Source organism: Bartonella kosoyi, from assembly GCF_003606325.2.
Classification (GTDB): Bacteria; Pseudomonadota; Alphaproteobacteria; order Rhizobiales; family Rhizobiaceae; genus Bartonella; species Bartonella kosoyi.
In genome coordinates, this window is record NZ_CP031843.2 from 1,483,142 (window position 1) to 1,498,803 (window position 15,662).

At 38.4% G+C, this 15,662-nt stretch carries 13 protein-coding genes; all 13 read left to right on the forward strand.

The window, feature by feature from the left end:
- Nucleotides 1–33 precede the first annotated feature (33 nt).
- The 13 genes from nuoG to D1093_RS06550 all read left to right on the forward strand — a co-directional run bounded on the left by nuoG (nucleotide 34) and on the right by D1093_RS06550 (nucleotide 15,654).
- A complete protein-coding gene (gene nuoG, locus D1093_RS06490; protein ID WP_120102366.1) occupies nucleotides 34–2,103 on the forward strand; it encodes an NADH-quinone oxidoreductase subunit NuoG in 2,070 nt (689 codons plus the stop codon).
- Between the two features lie 22 nt (nucleotides 2,104–2,125).
- Nucleotides 2,126–3,172 (forward strand): NADH-quinone oxidoreductase subunit NuoH, encoded by a 1,047-nt coding sequence (nuoH, locus tag D1093_RS06495; protein ID WP_120101468.1) that lies wholly within the window; start codon nucleotides 2,126–2,128, stop codon nucleotides 3,170–3,172.
- A gap of 14 nt (nucleotides 3,173–3,186) precedes the next feature.
- Nucleotides 3,187–3,678, forward strand: coding sequence for an NADH-quinone oxidoreductase subunit NuoI (gene nuoI / locus D1093_RS06500; RefSeq protein WP_120101470.1), 492 nt, complete (start codon nucleotides 3,187–3,189; stop codon nucleotides 3,676–3,678).
- 94 nt (nucleotides 3,679–3,772) lie between these two features.
- Nucleotides 3,773–4,393, forward strand: coding sequence for an NADH-quinone oxidoreductase subunit J (locus tag D1093_RS06505; RefSeq protein ID WP_005773590.1), 621 nt, complete (start codon nucleotides 3,773–3,775; stop codon nucleotides 4,391–4,393).
- A gap of 14 nt (nucleotides 4,394–4,407) precedes the next feature.
- Nucleotides 4,408–4,716 carry an NADH-quinone oxidoreductase subunit NuoK gene (gene nuoK, locus D1093_RS06510; RefSeq protein ID WP_120102367.1) on the forward strand — a complete coding sequence of 103 codons (309 nt, stop codon included), beginning with the start codon at nucleotides 4,408–4,410 and terminating at the stop codon, nucleotides 4,714–4,716.
- 6 nt (nucleotides 4,717–4,722) lie between these two features.
- A complete protein-coding gene (gene nuoL / locus D1093_RS06515; protein ID WP_120101471.1) occupies nucleotides 4,723–6,687 on the forward strand; it encodes an NADH-quinone oxidoreductase subunit L in 1,965 nt (654 codons plus the stop codon).
- Nucleotides 6,687–8,156 carry an NADH-quinone oxidoreductase subunit M gene (locus D1093_RS06520; RefSeq protein WP_120101473.1) on the forward strand — a complete coding sequence of 490 codons (1,470 nt, stop codon included), beginning with the start codon at nucleotides 6,687–6,689 and terminating at the stop codon, nucleotides 8,154–8,156. Before nuoL ends, D1093_RS06520 begins: the two co-directional genes overlap by 1 nt.
- Nucleotides 8,157–8,173: 17 nt before the next feature.
- Complete coding sequence (gene nuoN, locus D1093_RS06525; RefSeq protein ID WP_120101475.1) at nucleotides 8,174–9,628, forward strand: NADH-quinone oxidoreductase subunit NuoN; 1,455 nt, start codon at nucleotides 8,174–8,176, stop codon at nucleotides 9,626–9,628.
- A complete protein-coding gene (locus D1093_RS06530; protein ID WP_174767399.1) occupies nucleotides 9,628–10,443 on the forward strand; it encodes a biotin--[acetyl-CoA-carboxylase] ligase in 816 nt (271 codons plus the stop codon). Before nuoN ends, D1093_RS06530 begins: the two co-directional genes overlap by 1 nt.
- A 47-nt stretch (nucleotides 10,444–10,490) precedes the next feature.
- Nucleotides 10,491–12,167 (forward strand): ribonuclease J, encoded by a 1,677-nt coding sequence (locus D1093_RS06535; protein ID WP_120101476.1) that lies wholly within the window; start codon nucleotides 10,491–10,493, stop codon nucleotides 12,165–12,167.
- A gap of 201 nt (nucleotides 12,168–12,368) precedes the next feature.
- On the forward strand, nucleotides 12,369–13,694 hold the full coding sequence (proS, locus tag D1093_RS06540; protein ID WP_120101478.1) for a proline--tRNA ligase: 1,326 nt from the start codon (nucleotides 12,369–12,371) through the stop codon (nucleotides 13,692–13,694).
- Nucleotides 13,695–13,705: 11 nt separating this feature from the next.
- The gene (locus D1093_RS06545; protein WP_120101480.1) at nucleotides 13,706–14,974 is read left to right on the forward strand and encodes a lipoprotein-releasing ABC transporter permease subunit; all 1,269 of its coding nucleotides are present in this window, start codon (nucleotides 13,706–13,708) and stop codon (nucleotides 14,972–14,974) included.
- The gene (locus D1093_RS06550; protein ID WP_005773580.1) at nucleotides 14,974–15,654 is read left to right on the forward strand and encodes an ABC transporter ATP-binding protein; all 681 of its coding nucleotides are present in this window, start codon (nucleotides 14,974–14,976) and stop codon (nucleotides 15,652–15,654) included. The genes D1093_RS06545 and D1093_RS06550 overlap by 1 nt, the downstream gene beginning before the upstream one ends.
- Nucleotides 15,655–15,662 lie beyond the last annotated feature (8 nt).

The window sequence follows — 15,662 nt, forward strand, 5'->3', positions numbered from 1 at the left end:
TTTTAAGTGGATTGTCCGCAGGTTGGATGGGTGATGATAAATATCAAAGTTGATGGTAAAGAGATTGAAGTCCCTGATTACTACACGTTGCTTCAGGCAGCGGAGGCGGCTGGTGCTGAAGTCCCGCGTTTTTGTTTTCATGAAACTTTATCAATTGCTGGAAATTGTCGTATGTGCTTGGTTGAGGTCAAGGGTGGACCTCCAAAACCTCAGGCTTCTTGTGCGATGGGGGTTCGCGATTTACGACTGGGGCCTAATGGTGAAGCACCAGAAATTTTTACCAATACGGCGATGGTAAAAAAAGCGCGTGAAGGTGTGATGGAGTTTCTTCTCATCAATCATCCTTTGGATTGTCCTGTTTGTGATCAGGGAGGGGAATGTGACCTTCAAGATCAAGCAATGCTTTATGGGCGTGATTGTTCTCGTTATACAGAAAATAAACGTGCTGTAGAAGATAAATATATTGGGCCTCTTGTCAAAACTGTTATGACACGATGTATTCATTGCACACGGTGTGTTCGTTTTACAACGGAAGTAGCAGGTATTTCTGAGCTTGGGTTGATTGGTCGTGGTGAAGATGCTGAGATTACGACATATCTTGAAAAAGCAATGACATCTGAATTACAGGGAAATGTTATTGATCTTTGTCCAGTAGGAGCTTTAACTTCAAAACCTTATGCCTTTCATGCGCGTCCTTGGGAATTGATTAAAACAGAATCGATTGACGTTATGGATGCGCTTGGCAGTGCGATCCGTATTGATAGCCGCGGCCGTGAAGTTATGCGAATTATGCCGCGTACGAATGAAGATATAAATGAGGAATGGATCTCTGATAAAACGCGTTTTATTTGGGATGGATTACGGACTCAGCGGCTTGATAGGCCCTATGTACGTAAAGACGGAAAACTTAAACCTGTCAGTTGGACAGAAGCTTTTGCAAAAATTAAAATGATTCTCTCAAAAATCTCGCCAGAAAAAATTGGAGCTATTGCTGGGGATCTTGCTTCTGTTGAAGAAATGTATGCCCTTAAAGCATTGCTGATCTCGTTGGGTTCCAAGCTCTTTGATTGTCGTCAACGAGGGGTTTCTTTATCACCTGAGTTTGGGCGTTCGAGTTATATTTTTAATCCTACAATTGCAGGGATTGAACGGGCTGATGCCCTACTTATTGTGGGATCTAATCCACGCCATGAAGCTGCTGTTTTAAATGCGCGTATTTTAAAACGCCAACGGATGGGAAATTTTCCTATCGCGCTCATTGGAGAGGAAGTCGATTTACGGTATCCTTATTCTTATCTTGGATCTGGGAGTGACGCATTAAAGACACTTATTCGGGGAGAGGATGCTTTTTTTAATGTTTTAAAAGAAGCAAAGAAGCCTCTTATTCTTATCGGAGAGGGGGCTGTTTGCGGAAATAAAGGGTTATCTGTTTTAAAAAGCCTTGCTAAATTAGCGGATAATATTGGAGCTCTGAGTGAAGAATGGAATGGGTTTGGGGTTCTTCATAATGCAGCGTCGACCGTTGGAGGGTTGGACATAGGTTTTACGTCTCAACTTGGGGTTGCAAATATTCTTAAAACCTGTGAAGTTTTATTTTTGCTTGGTGCTGATGAAGTGGAATTGGCCAATATAAAAGCTTTTAAAATTTATATTGGTAGCCATGGTGATAATGGTGCACATGCTGCTGATGTTATTTTACCTGCATCGGCCTACACGGAAAAATCAGGGCTTTATGTGAATACAGAAGGGCGTGTTCAAATGACAAATCGGGCTGGTTTTGCTCCAGGTGAAGCAAAAGAAGATTGGGCTATTTTACGTGCCTTATCGGATGTTTTAGGACAAAGGCTCCCCTTTGATTCTCTTTCTCAATTAAGGCAGTGCTTGTTTAATGATTATCCACATCTTGATGCGGTTGATGATATAATGCCTTCTGATATAAGTGATCTTAAGGCGCTTGGTTCAAAAATGGTTTCTCTAGAAAGTCAAGCATTTACTTCTATGGTTAAAGACTTTTATTTGACAAATCCAATAGCACGTGCTTCTGCCGTTATGGCTGAATGTTCATCTCTTGCAAGAAGCCGTGCTATGCAAGCTGTAGAGTAAGGGCAAAGGAAAAGGAATAATGATGTATGATTTCTTTATGACTTGGCTATTGCCATTACTTATTATCGTTGGAAAAACACTTCTTCTTTTGGTCGTTTTGTTGGTTTTAGTTGCTTATCTTCTCTATGCAGATAGAAAGATTTGGGCTGCGGTACAATTGCGGCGTGGTCCCAATGTTGTTGGTCCGTGGGGATTACTACAGTCTTTTGCAGATTTAATTAAATTTGTTGTGAAAGAACCTATTATCCCAGCAGGTGCAAATAAGGGGGTTTTTCTTTTAGCGCCTTTTGTTTCAGCGACACTTGCTTTATCAACTTGGGCTGTTATCCCTGTCAATGAGGGCTGGGAAGTTGCGAAGATTAATGTCGGCTTGCTTTACATTTTAGCCATTTCATCTCTTGAAGTTTATGGTGTTATTATGGGGGGATGGGCATCAAATTCAAAATATCCTTTTTTAGGAGCTCTTCGTTCAGCAGCACAAATGGTTTCTTATGAAGTTTCTATTGGTTTTGTGCTTGTGACTGTCATTTTAGTAAGTGGTTCATTGGATCTTACAACAATTGTGCAGAAACAAAGTCACGGGCTTGGTACAACTCTTGGTCTTCCTTTTAATAGTTTTCTCGATTGGAATTGGTTTGTTCTTTTTCCAATGTTTATTATATTTTTTATCTCCGCGCTAGCAGAGACAAACCGTCCTCCATTCGATTTGGTGGAAGCGGAGTCAGAGCTTGTTGCTGGTCATATGGTAGAATATTCTTCAACGCCTTACATGCTCTTCTTTCTTGGTGAGTATGTTGCTATTGTTTTAATGTGCGCTTTGACAACCATTTTATTTTTAGGGGGATGGCTGCCCCCTTTGGATGTTTGGTGGCTTAATTGGGTTCCTGGTGTTATTTGGTTTGTTTTAAAAGTTTGTTTTGTATTTTTTTGGTTTGCTATGGTCAAAGCGTTTGTTCCACGTTATCGCTATGATCAACTCATGCGGCTTGGTTGGAAGGTTTTTCTTCCTCTCTCACTAGCAATGGTTGTGATAACTGCGGCTTTTTTAAAGTTTACGAATTTCGTTTAAGAGGAGATTTTACGATGTCAGGTTTTATTCAGGCGGCAAAGTCACTCCTTTTATTGGAGTTTGTGAGTGCTTTTTTCTTAGCCATGCGTCAATTTTTTTCGCCAAAGCCTACGATTAATTATCCTTATGAAAAGGGTTTTGTTTCTCAACGTTTTCGTGGTGAACATGCATTGCGTCGCTATCCGAATGGTGAAGAACGATGTATTGCCTGTAAATTATGTGAAGCAATTTGCCCTGCGCAAGCGATAACAATTGAGGCAGGACCGCGACGTAATGATGGTACGCGGAGAACTGTTCGTTATGATATTGATATGGTTAAGTGTATTTACTGTGGTTTTTGTCAAGAAGCTTGTCCAGTAGAGGCTATTGTTGAAGGTCCAAATTTTGAATTTGCAACAGAAACGCGTGAAGAACTCTATTATGATAAAGAAAAGCTTTTAATGAATGGTGATCGTTGGGAGCGAGAAATTGCTCGCAATATATTGATAGATGCACCTTATCGTTAAGTGTATCGCTCAATGAGGTGTCGGATAATTTTCCGATAAAGTGTAATCTGGTATGAAGTTTGTACCAATTGTTTGAATAATTAAGGAGAAGCCTATGCTAACAGATCTAGCGGCGGCATTTTTCTATTTGTTTGCTTTTATGATGTTAACAAGTGCAGTGATTGTTATTACAGCACGCAATCCTGTGCATTCTGTTTTATTTTTAATCCTTGCATTTTTTAATGCAGCGGCTTTATTTTTGCTTGCAGGAGCGGAGTTTTTGGGGCTTATTCTGCTTGTTGTTTATGTTGGAGCTGTTGCTGTTTTATTTTTATTTGTCGTTATGATGCTGGATGTTGATTTTGCTGAGTTAAAGAGTGGTGCTCTTCGATATGCACCTATTGGAGCTCTTATTGGCATTATTATCGCTGTAGAATTGATTGTTGTTTTTGTGAGTAGCCATTTTTCTCCAGTTGTAAGAACGCATGTTACACAATCAATGCCGGATTTAGGACAGCGAACAAATACACAAGCATTAGGAGATATTCTCTATACGGATTATGTTTTCTATTTTCAAATTGCTGGAATAATTTTATTAGTTGCAATGATTGGTGCTATTGTTTTAACACTTCGCCATAAGTCGGGAGTCAAACGACAGTCTATTGCGGAGCAAGTTTCTAGAACGGTAGAAAGTGCTATTGAAATCAAGCAAGTTGAATCAGGTAAAGGTATTTAAGGGGGGCTATGGATATGTATATCGATATTGCGCATTATCTCACTGTTTCTGCTTTGATGTTTACAATTGGCATTGCTGGAATTTTTCTCAACAGAAAAAATGTGATTATTATTTTGATGTCTATTGAGCTTATATTACTCTCTGTTAATATCAATTTTGTTGCATTTTCGGCATTTCTTCATGATCTCGTTGGTCAGATATTTGCTTTATTTGTCTTAACCGTCGCAGCTGCTGAAGCTGCCATTGGTTTAGCAATTCTTGTCGTTTTTTTCCGTAATCGTGGTTCCATTGCGGTTGAAGATGTTAATGTAATGAAAGGCTAACCAGTGATGTATTATACGATTGTCTTTCTTCCGCTTTTGGGTTTTCTCACTGCCGCGCTAGGTGGAAAAACGATAGGAGATCGTGCGAGTGAATTGATAACCTGTAGCTTTATGGTGATTGTTGCCATATTGTCGTGGATAGCATTTTTCAATCTTGCACTTGGTCATAGTTCAGCAATTGATGTATTAGTATTACATTGGCTCGCTGTTGGTAATTTAAGTTTTAATTGGGCTTTCCATATTGATACATTAACAGCTGTCATGCTTATTGTTGTAAACAGTGTTTCGGCATTGGTGCATATTTATTCAATTGGTTATATGCACCATGATCCTTCAAGGTCCCGTTTTTTTTCTTATCTTTCTTTGTTTACATTTATGATGCTTATGTTGGTGACATCCAATAATTTGATCCAGATGTTTTTTGGCTGGGAAGGTGTAGGACTTGCTTCTTATTTGCTTATTGGATTTTGGTTTCAGCGTGATTCTGCGAATAAAGCTGCAATGAAAGCTTTTGTGGTCAATCGTGTTGGAGATTTTGGTTTTCTCTTAGGAATATTTAGTGTTTTTGTTTTATTCCAATCGGTTGATTTTGCCTCTATTTTTGCAAAAGCTGCAGACAATAACTTTGTACAAAATATGACATTTTTAGGCTGGCAGTTTGATGGACAGACAGCAATTACTGTTACATGTCTTTTATTATTTATTGGTGCGATGGGAAAATCAGCACAGTTTCTTTTACATACTTGGCTTCCTGATGCAATGGAGGGACCAACACCTGTATCAGCACTTATTCATGCCGCTACAATGGTAACAGCGGGTGTTTTTATGGTTGCGCGTATGTCGCCAATTTTTGAACTTTCTTCGACTGCTTTGACCGTGATTATTATTGTTGGCGCAACAACGGCATTTTTTGCAGCAACTGTGGGGTTGGTACAGAATGATATTAAGCGTGTTATTGCTTATTCTACCTGTTCTCAACTTGGTTATATGTTTGTGGCATTAGGTGTTGGAGCTTATGGAGCTGCTGTTTTTCATCTTTTTACCCATGCTTTTTTTAAAGCCTTATTATTTCTTGGTGCGGGTTCTGTCATTCATGCTGTATCCGATGAACAAGATATGCGAAAAATGGGTGGCTTACGCAAGCATATAAAGGTCACTTATTGGATGATGATGGTCGGAACCATTGCATTAACCGGTGTTGGAATTCCAGGAACACTTTTTGGGACGGCTGGCTTTTTTTCAAAGGATGCGATTATAGAATCTGCTTTTGCATCGCATAATATTGCTTCAGGATATGCTTTTTATCTCCTTGTTTTTGCGGCCTTTTTAACAAGCTTTTATTCATGGCGGCTTATCTTTATGACATTTCATGGGAAGCCACGGGCAACAGCTGATGTTATGCATCATGTTCATGAATCACCTCCAGTTATGTTAATGCCACTGTTTATTTTATCTCTTGGGGCAATATTTGCTGGTGTTGTGTTTCAACCTTACTTTTTTGGTGACTTTTATGATGCTTTTTGGAAGGGAGCATTGTTTACAAGCAGCCACAATTATATTCTTCATGATGCCCACCACGTTTTTAATTGGGTAAAATGGTCACCATTTATAGCAATGGTTCTTGGGTTTATGTTTGCCTATTTGTTCTATATTTCTTTTCCATCTCTTCCCAAGAAAATGGCTCGTTTTATGCCAGGATTATATCAATTTCTTTACCAAAAATGGTATTTTGATCAATTATATAACTTTTTGTTTGTTCATCCTACCTTTAAGGTTGGTTCTTTTCTTTGGAAAGTGGGAGATGGTAAAATTATTGATGGTCTAGGTCCTAATGGTATCGCAGCGCGTGTTGTTGATATTACAAATAGAGTTGTTCGGATGCAAACAGGCTATCTTTACCACTATGCATTTGCGATGCTTATAGGTGTTGCATTGCTGATTACATGGATGATGATCGGGGGCGTAAACTAATGACCGATTGGCCTATTCTTTCTACGGTTACATTTTTGCCACTTGTGGGTGTGCTTCTGATTTTGTTTATCAAAGATGATAGTGAAGCAGCACGCCATAATATACGCAATGTCGCATTTTTTACGACGATATTTGTTTTTGTTATTTCTTTAATTATTTGGATAGGATTTGATTCTAGCAACCCCAATTTTCAAATGGTTGAAAAATTCAGTTGGCTAGGGAATGGCATTAGCTATCATATGGGGGTTGATGGTATTTCTATTCTTTTTGTTGTTCTTTCGGCTTTTCTTTTACCTTTCTGTATTTTAGCAAGCTGGGAGAATGTTAAAGAGAGATTAAAAGCTTATATGATTGCTTTTCTTCTTCTTGAAGTTGCGATTATTGGAGTCTTTTGTGCTCTTGACGCAATATTATTTTATGTTTTTTTTGAAGGTAGCCTCATTCCAATGTTTATCATTATAGGGGTGTGGGGTGGTGCACGTCGTGTTTATGCAAGTATCAAGTTTTTCTTATACACTTTACTTGGTTCAGTGCTTATGCTGGTTGCCCTTATGGCTATGTATTGGCAGGCAGGAACACTTGATATACCAACTTTACTCAATTATCAGTTTCCTGCCCATATGCAAATATGGTTATGGCTTGCCTTTTTTGCTTCTTTTGCGGTTAAAATGCCGATGTGGCCAGTTCATACTTGGCTCCCTGATGCTCACGTGGAAGCACCGACAGCAGGTTCTGTTATTTTAGCCGGTGTCTTACTCAAATTAGGTGGGTATGGTTTCCTTCGTTTTTCTTTACCTATGTTTCCTATTGCTTCAGCAGATTTTGCACCTCTTGTTTTCACATTATCGCTTATTGCAATTATTTATACCTCGTTGGTTGCACTTGTTCAAAGTGACATCAAAAAACTTATTGCATATTCCTCAATAGCGCATATGGGATATGTAACGATGGGTATTTTTGCTGCGAATGAACAGGCAATACAAGGGGCTATTTATCAGATGCTGTCGCATGGAATTGTTTCAGCAGCGTTATTTCTTTGTGTTGGCGTGATCTATGATCGCTTGCATACGCGTGAAATTTCAGCATTTGGTGGTTTAGTGAATAATATGCCAAAATATGCTGTTGTTTTCTTAATCTTCACGATGGCAAATGTCGGTCTCCCTGGAACTTCAGGATTTTTGGGTGAGTTTTTAACCTTAATAGGTGTTTTTCAAGTGAATAAATTTGTTGTTATTTTAGCGACAGCAGGTGTTATCTTATCAGCAGCCTATGCCCTTTATCTTTATCGGCGTGTGATTTTTGGTTCCTTGGATAAAGAAAGTTTAAAAGTATTGGTAGATCTCTCGTCAAGGGAAAAATTTATTCTTTACCCGATGGTTATTCTTACAATATTCTTTGGTATCTATCCAGCGCCACTTCTTAAAGTGACGGCGTTTTCCGTAGAAGCCCTCATCAATAAACTACACTAGATCAGGGAAGAATTCTCATGCAAAGTGAAATAATAACACAATTAGTTTTAATTCTTCCAGAGATTTTAATTGCATTAGGGGCAATCATGTTGCTTATGATTGGCGTTTATTCCAATGCGCGTGCTTCTTTAACCGTGACAGGTTTAGCCATGGCTCTTCTTGTGGCAACCATTATTATTCTCATCGTTTTTCCAAAGACTGGCTTATTTCAAACCAATGCGCTTATTATTGACTCTTTTGGCCGTTATATGAAAATTTTAACGCTTATTGGTGCACTTTTTGCTCTTATTATGTCTGTTGGTTTTGCGAATGCGCAAAAGTTCAATATATTTGAATTTCCAGTGCTTGTTCTTTTAGCAACCCTTGGTATGATGCTGATGATTTCAGCGGGGAATATGCTGTCACTTTATATGGGATTAGAACTACAGTCCTTAGCTTTATATGCTTTAGCAGCGATTAATCGTAATAATGTCAAATCTTCTGAAGCTGGTATAAAATATTTTGTTTTAGGAGCATTATCTTCAGGAATGCTGCTTTATGGTATTTCTTTGCTTTATGGTTTTTCCGGTCAAATTGGTTTTCACGAAATTGCTCTTGCTTTAAAAGGTGAAAATTTACAATTGGGCGTTATTTTTGGAATTGTATTTATTTTAGCTGGTTTGGCTTTCAAAATTTCTGCTGTGCCATTTCATATGTGGACACCTGATGTTTACGAAGGTGCACCAACACCGATTACAGCATTTTTTGCTGGGGCGCCTAAAGTTGCTGCAATGGCTTTAATCATCCGTATTATTGTGATGACCTTTATTCCCCTAGGGCATGTTGATAGCGCGATGCCTGCATGGCAACAAATTTTGGTTTTCATGGCACTTGCATCAATGATACTTGGTGCGTTTGCTGCAATTGGTCAAAATAATATTAAGCGCTTAATGGCTTATTCGTCGATCAGCCATATGGGTTATGCACTTGTAGGTTTATCGGCTGGAGATATGCTTGGGGTAAAAAGCGTTATTCTTTATATGACCATTTATCTTGGTGCCACTCTTGGCTCATTTGCTTTTATTCTTGGAATGCGCTCGAAGAGTGGCAATGTTGAAAATATTTATGATCTTTCAGGGTTAGCAAAGACAAATCCGTTTATGGCTATTGTCATGACAATACAGCTTTTCTCATTAGCCAGTATACCCCCTATGGCTGGTTTTTTTGGGAAGTGGTATACATTTTCTGCTGCTGTTCATGCTGGTCTGACACCACTTGCTATTGTCGGTATGATAGCCTCCGTCATTGGCGCTTTTTACTATTTACGGGTTATTAAAATTATGTGGTTTGATGACGCAAAAGCGCATTTTGTTATTTTATCAAAAGAGCTTCAGTTTTGTCTTGGTCTTTCTGCATTATTTATTTTATTTTACACCTTTTTGGGGATTTGGTTTACTGAATTAGCAGAACAAGCAGCCGCTGTATTATTTTAATGAATATGGTTTATATTTTATCAGATTTTGCAAAGAAACAAGGATATATCATTGAATCGTACAAAAGTGTTGATTCAACCAATCTCATTGCGCAACGAAAAGCGCAAACTGGTCATCAAGGTTATCTTTGGATTGTTGCGCAAGAGCAATTACAAGGAAGGGCTAGAAGAGGGAGGGCATGGAATAGTCCAAAAGGGAACCTTTATTGTAGTCTATTGTTAATGGATGATATCGTTCATCAAACCGCTGCTCAACTTGGTTTTGTTGCTGGAGTCAGCGTGGCAGAGGCCATAAAACAATTTATAAAAGCTGAAAAGAAAACAGGCAATGACAATATTGTAAGCTTAAAATGGCCAAACGATATTTTGCTTAGAGGTGCTAAAAGCTCTGGAATTTTGCTCGAAATTTTAAAATTGCCATCACAACAAGATGCATTGGTTATTGGTATTGGAATAAATGTGAAATATAATTATGAAGATGCACTCTATCCCACTTCAAGTTTACAGAGTATCGGTTTGCATATTGAAGCAGAGCAGTTATTTACGGTTTTGACGGAATCTTTTTCTAGAAATTACCTTCTTTGGAAACAACCAAAAGGGTGTGAAATAATCCGAAATAAATGGCTTTTATATTCAGCTCACCTCGGAAAATATGTCAAAGTCATGAATGATGAAAAAATCGTTGAGGGTATTTTTGATGGTCTTGATCGTGATTTTAACGGTATCATAAAACAAAAAAATGGTCAGACAGCCATTATAACAGCGGGAGATGTTCATTTTGGTTCGGCTGCTTCTGTTCATGCAGTCGGTTATTAACGAAATTATTTTACCATCAGATTATCTGGATGACTTGGGAGATGTTAATGGTTGCAACCAATAAAAATGAATTTGTTTTTTTACCTCTGGGTGGTGTAGGTGAAATAGGAATGAATTTAGCTGCTTATGGGTTTGGCTCCCAAAATCTTCGTGAATGGTTACTTGTTGATATGGGCGTTAGTTTTGCTGGTTCTGAATTACCAGGAGTTGATCTTGTTCTCCCTGATATTCGTTTTTTAGAAAGTGAAAAACATAATATACGTGGTCTTGTTTTAACACACGCACATGAAGATCATTATGGGGCTGTTCTTGATTTATGGCCAAAATTACAAGTTCCAGTTTATTGTACAGCTTTCACGGCAGGGTTATTGGAAAGTAAAAGGCAATCAGATTTTGAATCTCAAAAAATGTCATTCAATATTTTTCAAGCAGGGGATTGTTTTCAGGTTGGTTCCTTTGCCATAGAGGCAATTGCTGTTAATCATTCGATACCAGAATCTGTATCTTTAGCCATTACAACGTCTTTGGGGACTGTAATTCATACGGGTGATTGGAAAATTGATCATACTCCTTCGCTTGGAGCTGTGACGGATGAAAAAAGATTTCGAGCATTAGGCGATAAAGGTGTTTTAGCATTGCTTTGTGATTCCACAAACGCATGTCGGGATGGTATATCTCCATCAGAGCAGCAGGTCCAAACCAGTCTTTCTGAGATTATTTCGAAAGCTGAAGGACGTGTTGCAATAGCAGCTTTTGCTTCTAATATTGGTAGGATACGTTCTATTGCTCTTGCTGCTCAAGCTGTTGGGCGTAAAGTTCTTGTCATTGGGCGTTCCCTTAAGCGAAGTATTATGGTTGCACAAGAGCTTGGTTATATGGATGGGTTAGCGCCATTTGTAACGGAAGATGATTATGGTTACATCCCACGAAAAGAACTTGTTTTAATTGTCACAGGGAGCCAAGGTGAGCCATGTGCTGCTTTGGCTAAGCTGTCACGTGAGGGGATGAGGAATATTGTGCTTTCTACTGGAGATACGGTTATTTATTCATCGCGAAGTATTCCAGGAAATGAAAAAGCGATTCTTGAGATACAAAATCGTTTCATCGATTTGGGTATTAAAGTGATTACGAATGAAGATGCCCTTGTTCATGTTTCAGGTCATCCCCGTCGTTCAGAACTTTTACAGATGTATGATTGGATAAAACCACAGATACTTGTGCCTGTGCATGGTGAGGCAATACATCTTACTGCTCAAGCGGCTTTAGCGCGTCAAGCAGGGATTAAAATTGTTAAGGATATTAGAAATGGTAATATGCTACGTCTTGCACCAACGCCTGTAGAAGTTATTGATCACGTGCCTGTTGGTCGTATTTATAAGGATGGTTGTCTTCTTGGAGATGAGTATGAGCTAGGGATTCGTGAGCGTAGAAAATTAAGTTATGCTGGTCATGTTGCGGTTTCTCTCCATATGAATAGCAAGCATGAGTTATTGGATGATATCGGTCTAAGCATATTGGGACTCCCTGAAAGTAATGGAGAGGGGGAAAAATTAAAAGATATTCTTTTAGAGGTTGTGGAAAATACAGTTTATAACATTCCACGCATGAAGCGGAAAAATAATGAAGTTATTCGAGAGGCAACACGACGTGCAGTGAGAGCGGCTGTTTATGAAATGTGGCAAAAAAAACCTCTCTGTACAGTTTTTTTACATCAGTCAAAATAAAGCATTTCCATATTACGTTATTAAAAAAAGAAGAGCATTCTTATTTTATTGCTCAATAAGAAAAATAGAGAATAAAGCACAACAAATTTTTAAACAATAAGATCGTTATATTTGCAAGTATTCAGAATGCGGCTATAGATGAATAGAGGGTATATTAAATTGTTCCAATATGATAGATCTGAGTAGGAGTTAATTATTTCAATGCGTCTTTCTCAATATTTCCTTCCACTTTTAAAAGAGAATCCTAAAGAAGCGGAAATTGTTTCTCATCGTTTCATGTTGCGTGCTGGGATGATTCGGCAACAAACATCCGGGATTTATTCTTGGCTTCCTTTGGGAAAAAAAGTGCTTGATAAAGTTTGTAAAATTATTCGTGAAGAGCAAGAACGTGCTGGTGCAATAGAAATATTGATGCCTACAATTCAATCTGCTGATCTTTGGCGTGAAAGTGGTCGTTATGATGATTACGGTTTGGAAATGCTCCAGATTAAAGATCGTCACAAGCGTGATTTACTTTATGGCCCGACCAATGAAGAGATGGTCACAGATATTTTTCGCTCCTATGTTCGTTCTTATAAAGATCTTCCGCTTAATTTGTATCATATTCAATGGAAATTTCGTGATGAAATTCGCCCACGTTTTGGTGTGATGCGGGCACGAGAATTCTTAATGAAAGATGCTTATTCTTTTGATCTTGATTATGAAGGCTCTAAAACATCTTATAATCGTATGTTTGTGGCTTATTTACGCACTTTTTCTCGCCTTGGCTTAAAAGCAATTCCCATGCGTGCAGATACAGGTCCAATAGGGGGGGAACTTAGTCATGAGTTTATCATTTTGGCTGAAACGGGAGAGAGCGCTATTTTTTGTGATAAACAATTTCTTGAACTGAACGTTCCCGACAGTTCAATCGATTTTAGTGATAAAGCTGTTTTAGATGATACTGTTAGACAGTGGACATCTTTTTATGCAGCGACAGAAGAAATGCATAATGAAGAAGAGTGGACTAAAATTTCTGAGGGAAATCGTCTTTCAGCACGTGGTATTGAAGTCGGGCATATTTTCCACTTTGGGACGAAATATTCTGCTCCAATGGGAGCAAAAGTTATGGGACAAGATGGAAAAGAGCATGTGGTCTCTATGGGATCTTATGGGATTGGACCTTCACGTCTTGTTGCGGCCGCTATAGAGGCTTCTCACGATGAAAAGGGGATTATTTGGCCAAAATCGATGGCACCGTTTGATTTTGGGATTATCAATATGAAACCCGATAATGAAAAATGTACACAAGCATGTGAGTTCCTCTATCAGGGATTAAAGAATGCTGGTTTTGATCCATTATTAGATGATAGAAATGAACGTCCTGGATCAAAATTTGCAACAATGGATTTGATTGGTTTGCCAACGCAAATCATTGTTGGTCCTAACAGCATTGTACAAAATGAAGTTGAAATTAAAGATCGAAAAACAGGTGTAAAAAAATCTCTAACGGTTGAAGATGCGCTCAGCCAACTTTCTATAATTTAATAGGAAATGTTATGAAGAGGCTGAAAAATAAATGGTTTTCATCTTATGAGTGGATGATCGCTTTTCGTTATATGATTCCCAACAAAAAGCATGTCGTCGCATCTGTTATTTCAATTATTTCTCTTATTGGGATTATGTTAGGAGTCTTTGCTCTGGTTGTTGTTATGGCGGTGATGAATGGCTTTCGTACAGAACTTCTTAACCGTATTCTTGGTATGAACGGGCATCTTATTGTTCAAACAATTGATTCCGGTTTTTCTGATTATAAGACTCTTATTTCTTCTTTAGAAGCTACAAATGGTGTGAAGTTTGCTTTGCCTGTTATTGAAGGCCAAGCGCTTGTTCAAGGTGAAGCCCAAGGTGGTTCTGGCGCGTTAGTTCGTGGTATGCGCAAACAAGATCTAGAAAAACTTAAAACAGTTTCTCAAAACATTAAATTAGGCTCGATTTCTCAGTTTGATCAAGAAGACGGTGTTGCAATTGGAAGTGGTTTAGCAGAAAAATTAGGGCTTACAGTTGGGAGAGATCTTCGTATTATTACCCCTGATGGTGATGAGACTCCTTTTGGTGTTACACCACGTGTAAAAGCTTATAAAGTCATTGCTATTTTTGAAGTTGGTATGTCTGAATATGATTCAATATTTGTTTTTATGCCTCTCCATGAAGCACAAATGTTTTTTAATTTAGGCGATAAGGTTCAGTCTTTAGAATTATTTCTAAACGATCCTGATGCTGTGGATCAAATAAAACCTCTTGTAGAAAAAGCCGTTGATCAACAGATCTATTTAATTGATTGGCGTACACGTAATCAAGCTTTTTTTTCAGCTTTACAGATTGAACGGAATGTCATGTTTTTCATTCTTTCTCTGATTGTTCTTGTTGCTGCTTTAAATATTATTTCAGGCCTTATTATGCTTGTAAAAGATAAAAGTCATGATATCGCAATTTTACGCACAATGGGTGCCCAACAGAGTGCCATTTTGCGTATATTTATCATCACAGGAATGATGATTGGTTTTATTGGAACGATATTGGGCTTAATTTTAGGTGTTATCGCGACTGTAAATATTAATCATATCCAAGACTTTATATCTTGGTTATTTAATGTTGATGTTTTTAATCCTCAACTTTACTTTTTAACAAAATTGCCTGCACAAATTGAGTGGAAACAAACCATTTTGGTTGCTACAATGGCTTTATTCTTGTCATTTCTTGCTGCTCTTATTCCAGCATGGCGTGCTGCTAAGCTAGATCCCGTACAAGCTTTGAGGTATGAATAATGACAGCCATTTTAGAGCTTGTAGAGATTGAAAGACGCTTTTATGAGAGTCATAAGCCGCTCATTGTTTTAGATAAAGCGAATTTTATTCTTAATCGTGGAGAGCTTGTCGCCCTTGTCGCACCATCTGGTGCTGGAAAATCAACACTTCTTCATATTGCGGGGTTATTAGAAAAACCAACAGCTGGTGATGTGTTGTTACGGGGTGTTTCTTGTGCAAAACGCTCTGATCGTGAGCGAACAGCTATCAGACGAAATGATATTGGTTTTGTCTATCAATTTCATCATTTACTTCCAGAGTTTACAGCTTTAGAAAATGTTATGATACCGCAAATGATAGCAGGATTAAACAAGTCCATCGCAGAAGATCGTGCGCGTAAGTTATTGACGTATTTGCGTATTTCTCATCGGGCAAACCATCGTCCCTCAGAGTTATCGGGAGGAGAGCAACAACGTGTTGCTATTGCACGTGCCGTAGCAAATGGTCCTTCGGTTCTTTTAGCAGATGAACCTACCGGAAATCTTGATCCCGTAACGTCAGCTTATGTCTTTCAAGCTTTATCTGTTCTTGTTCGTCAGTCTGGTCTTTCTGCTCTTATTGCAACACATAATTACGCTTTGGCAAAGCAAATGCATCGTCGAATTACACTTAAAGATCAGAAGATTATTGAACTTCCTTAAAGGCAAGG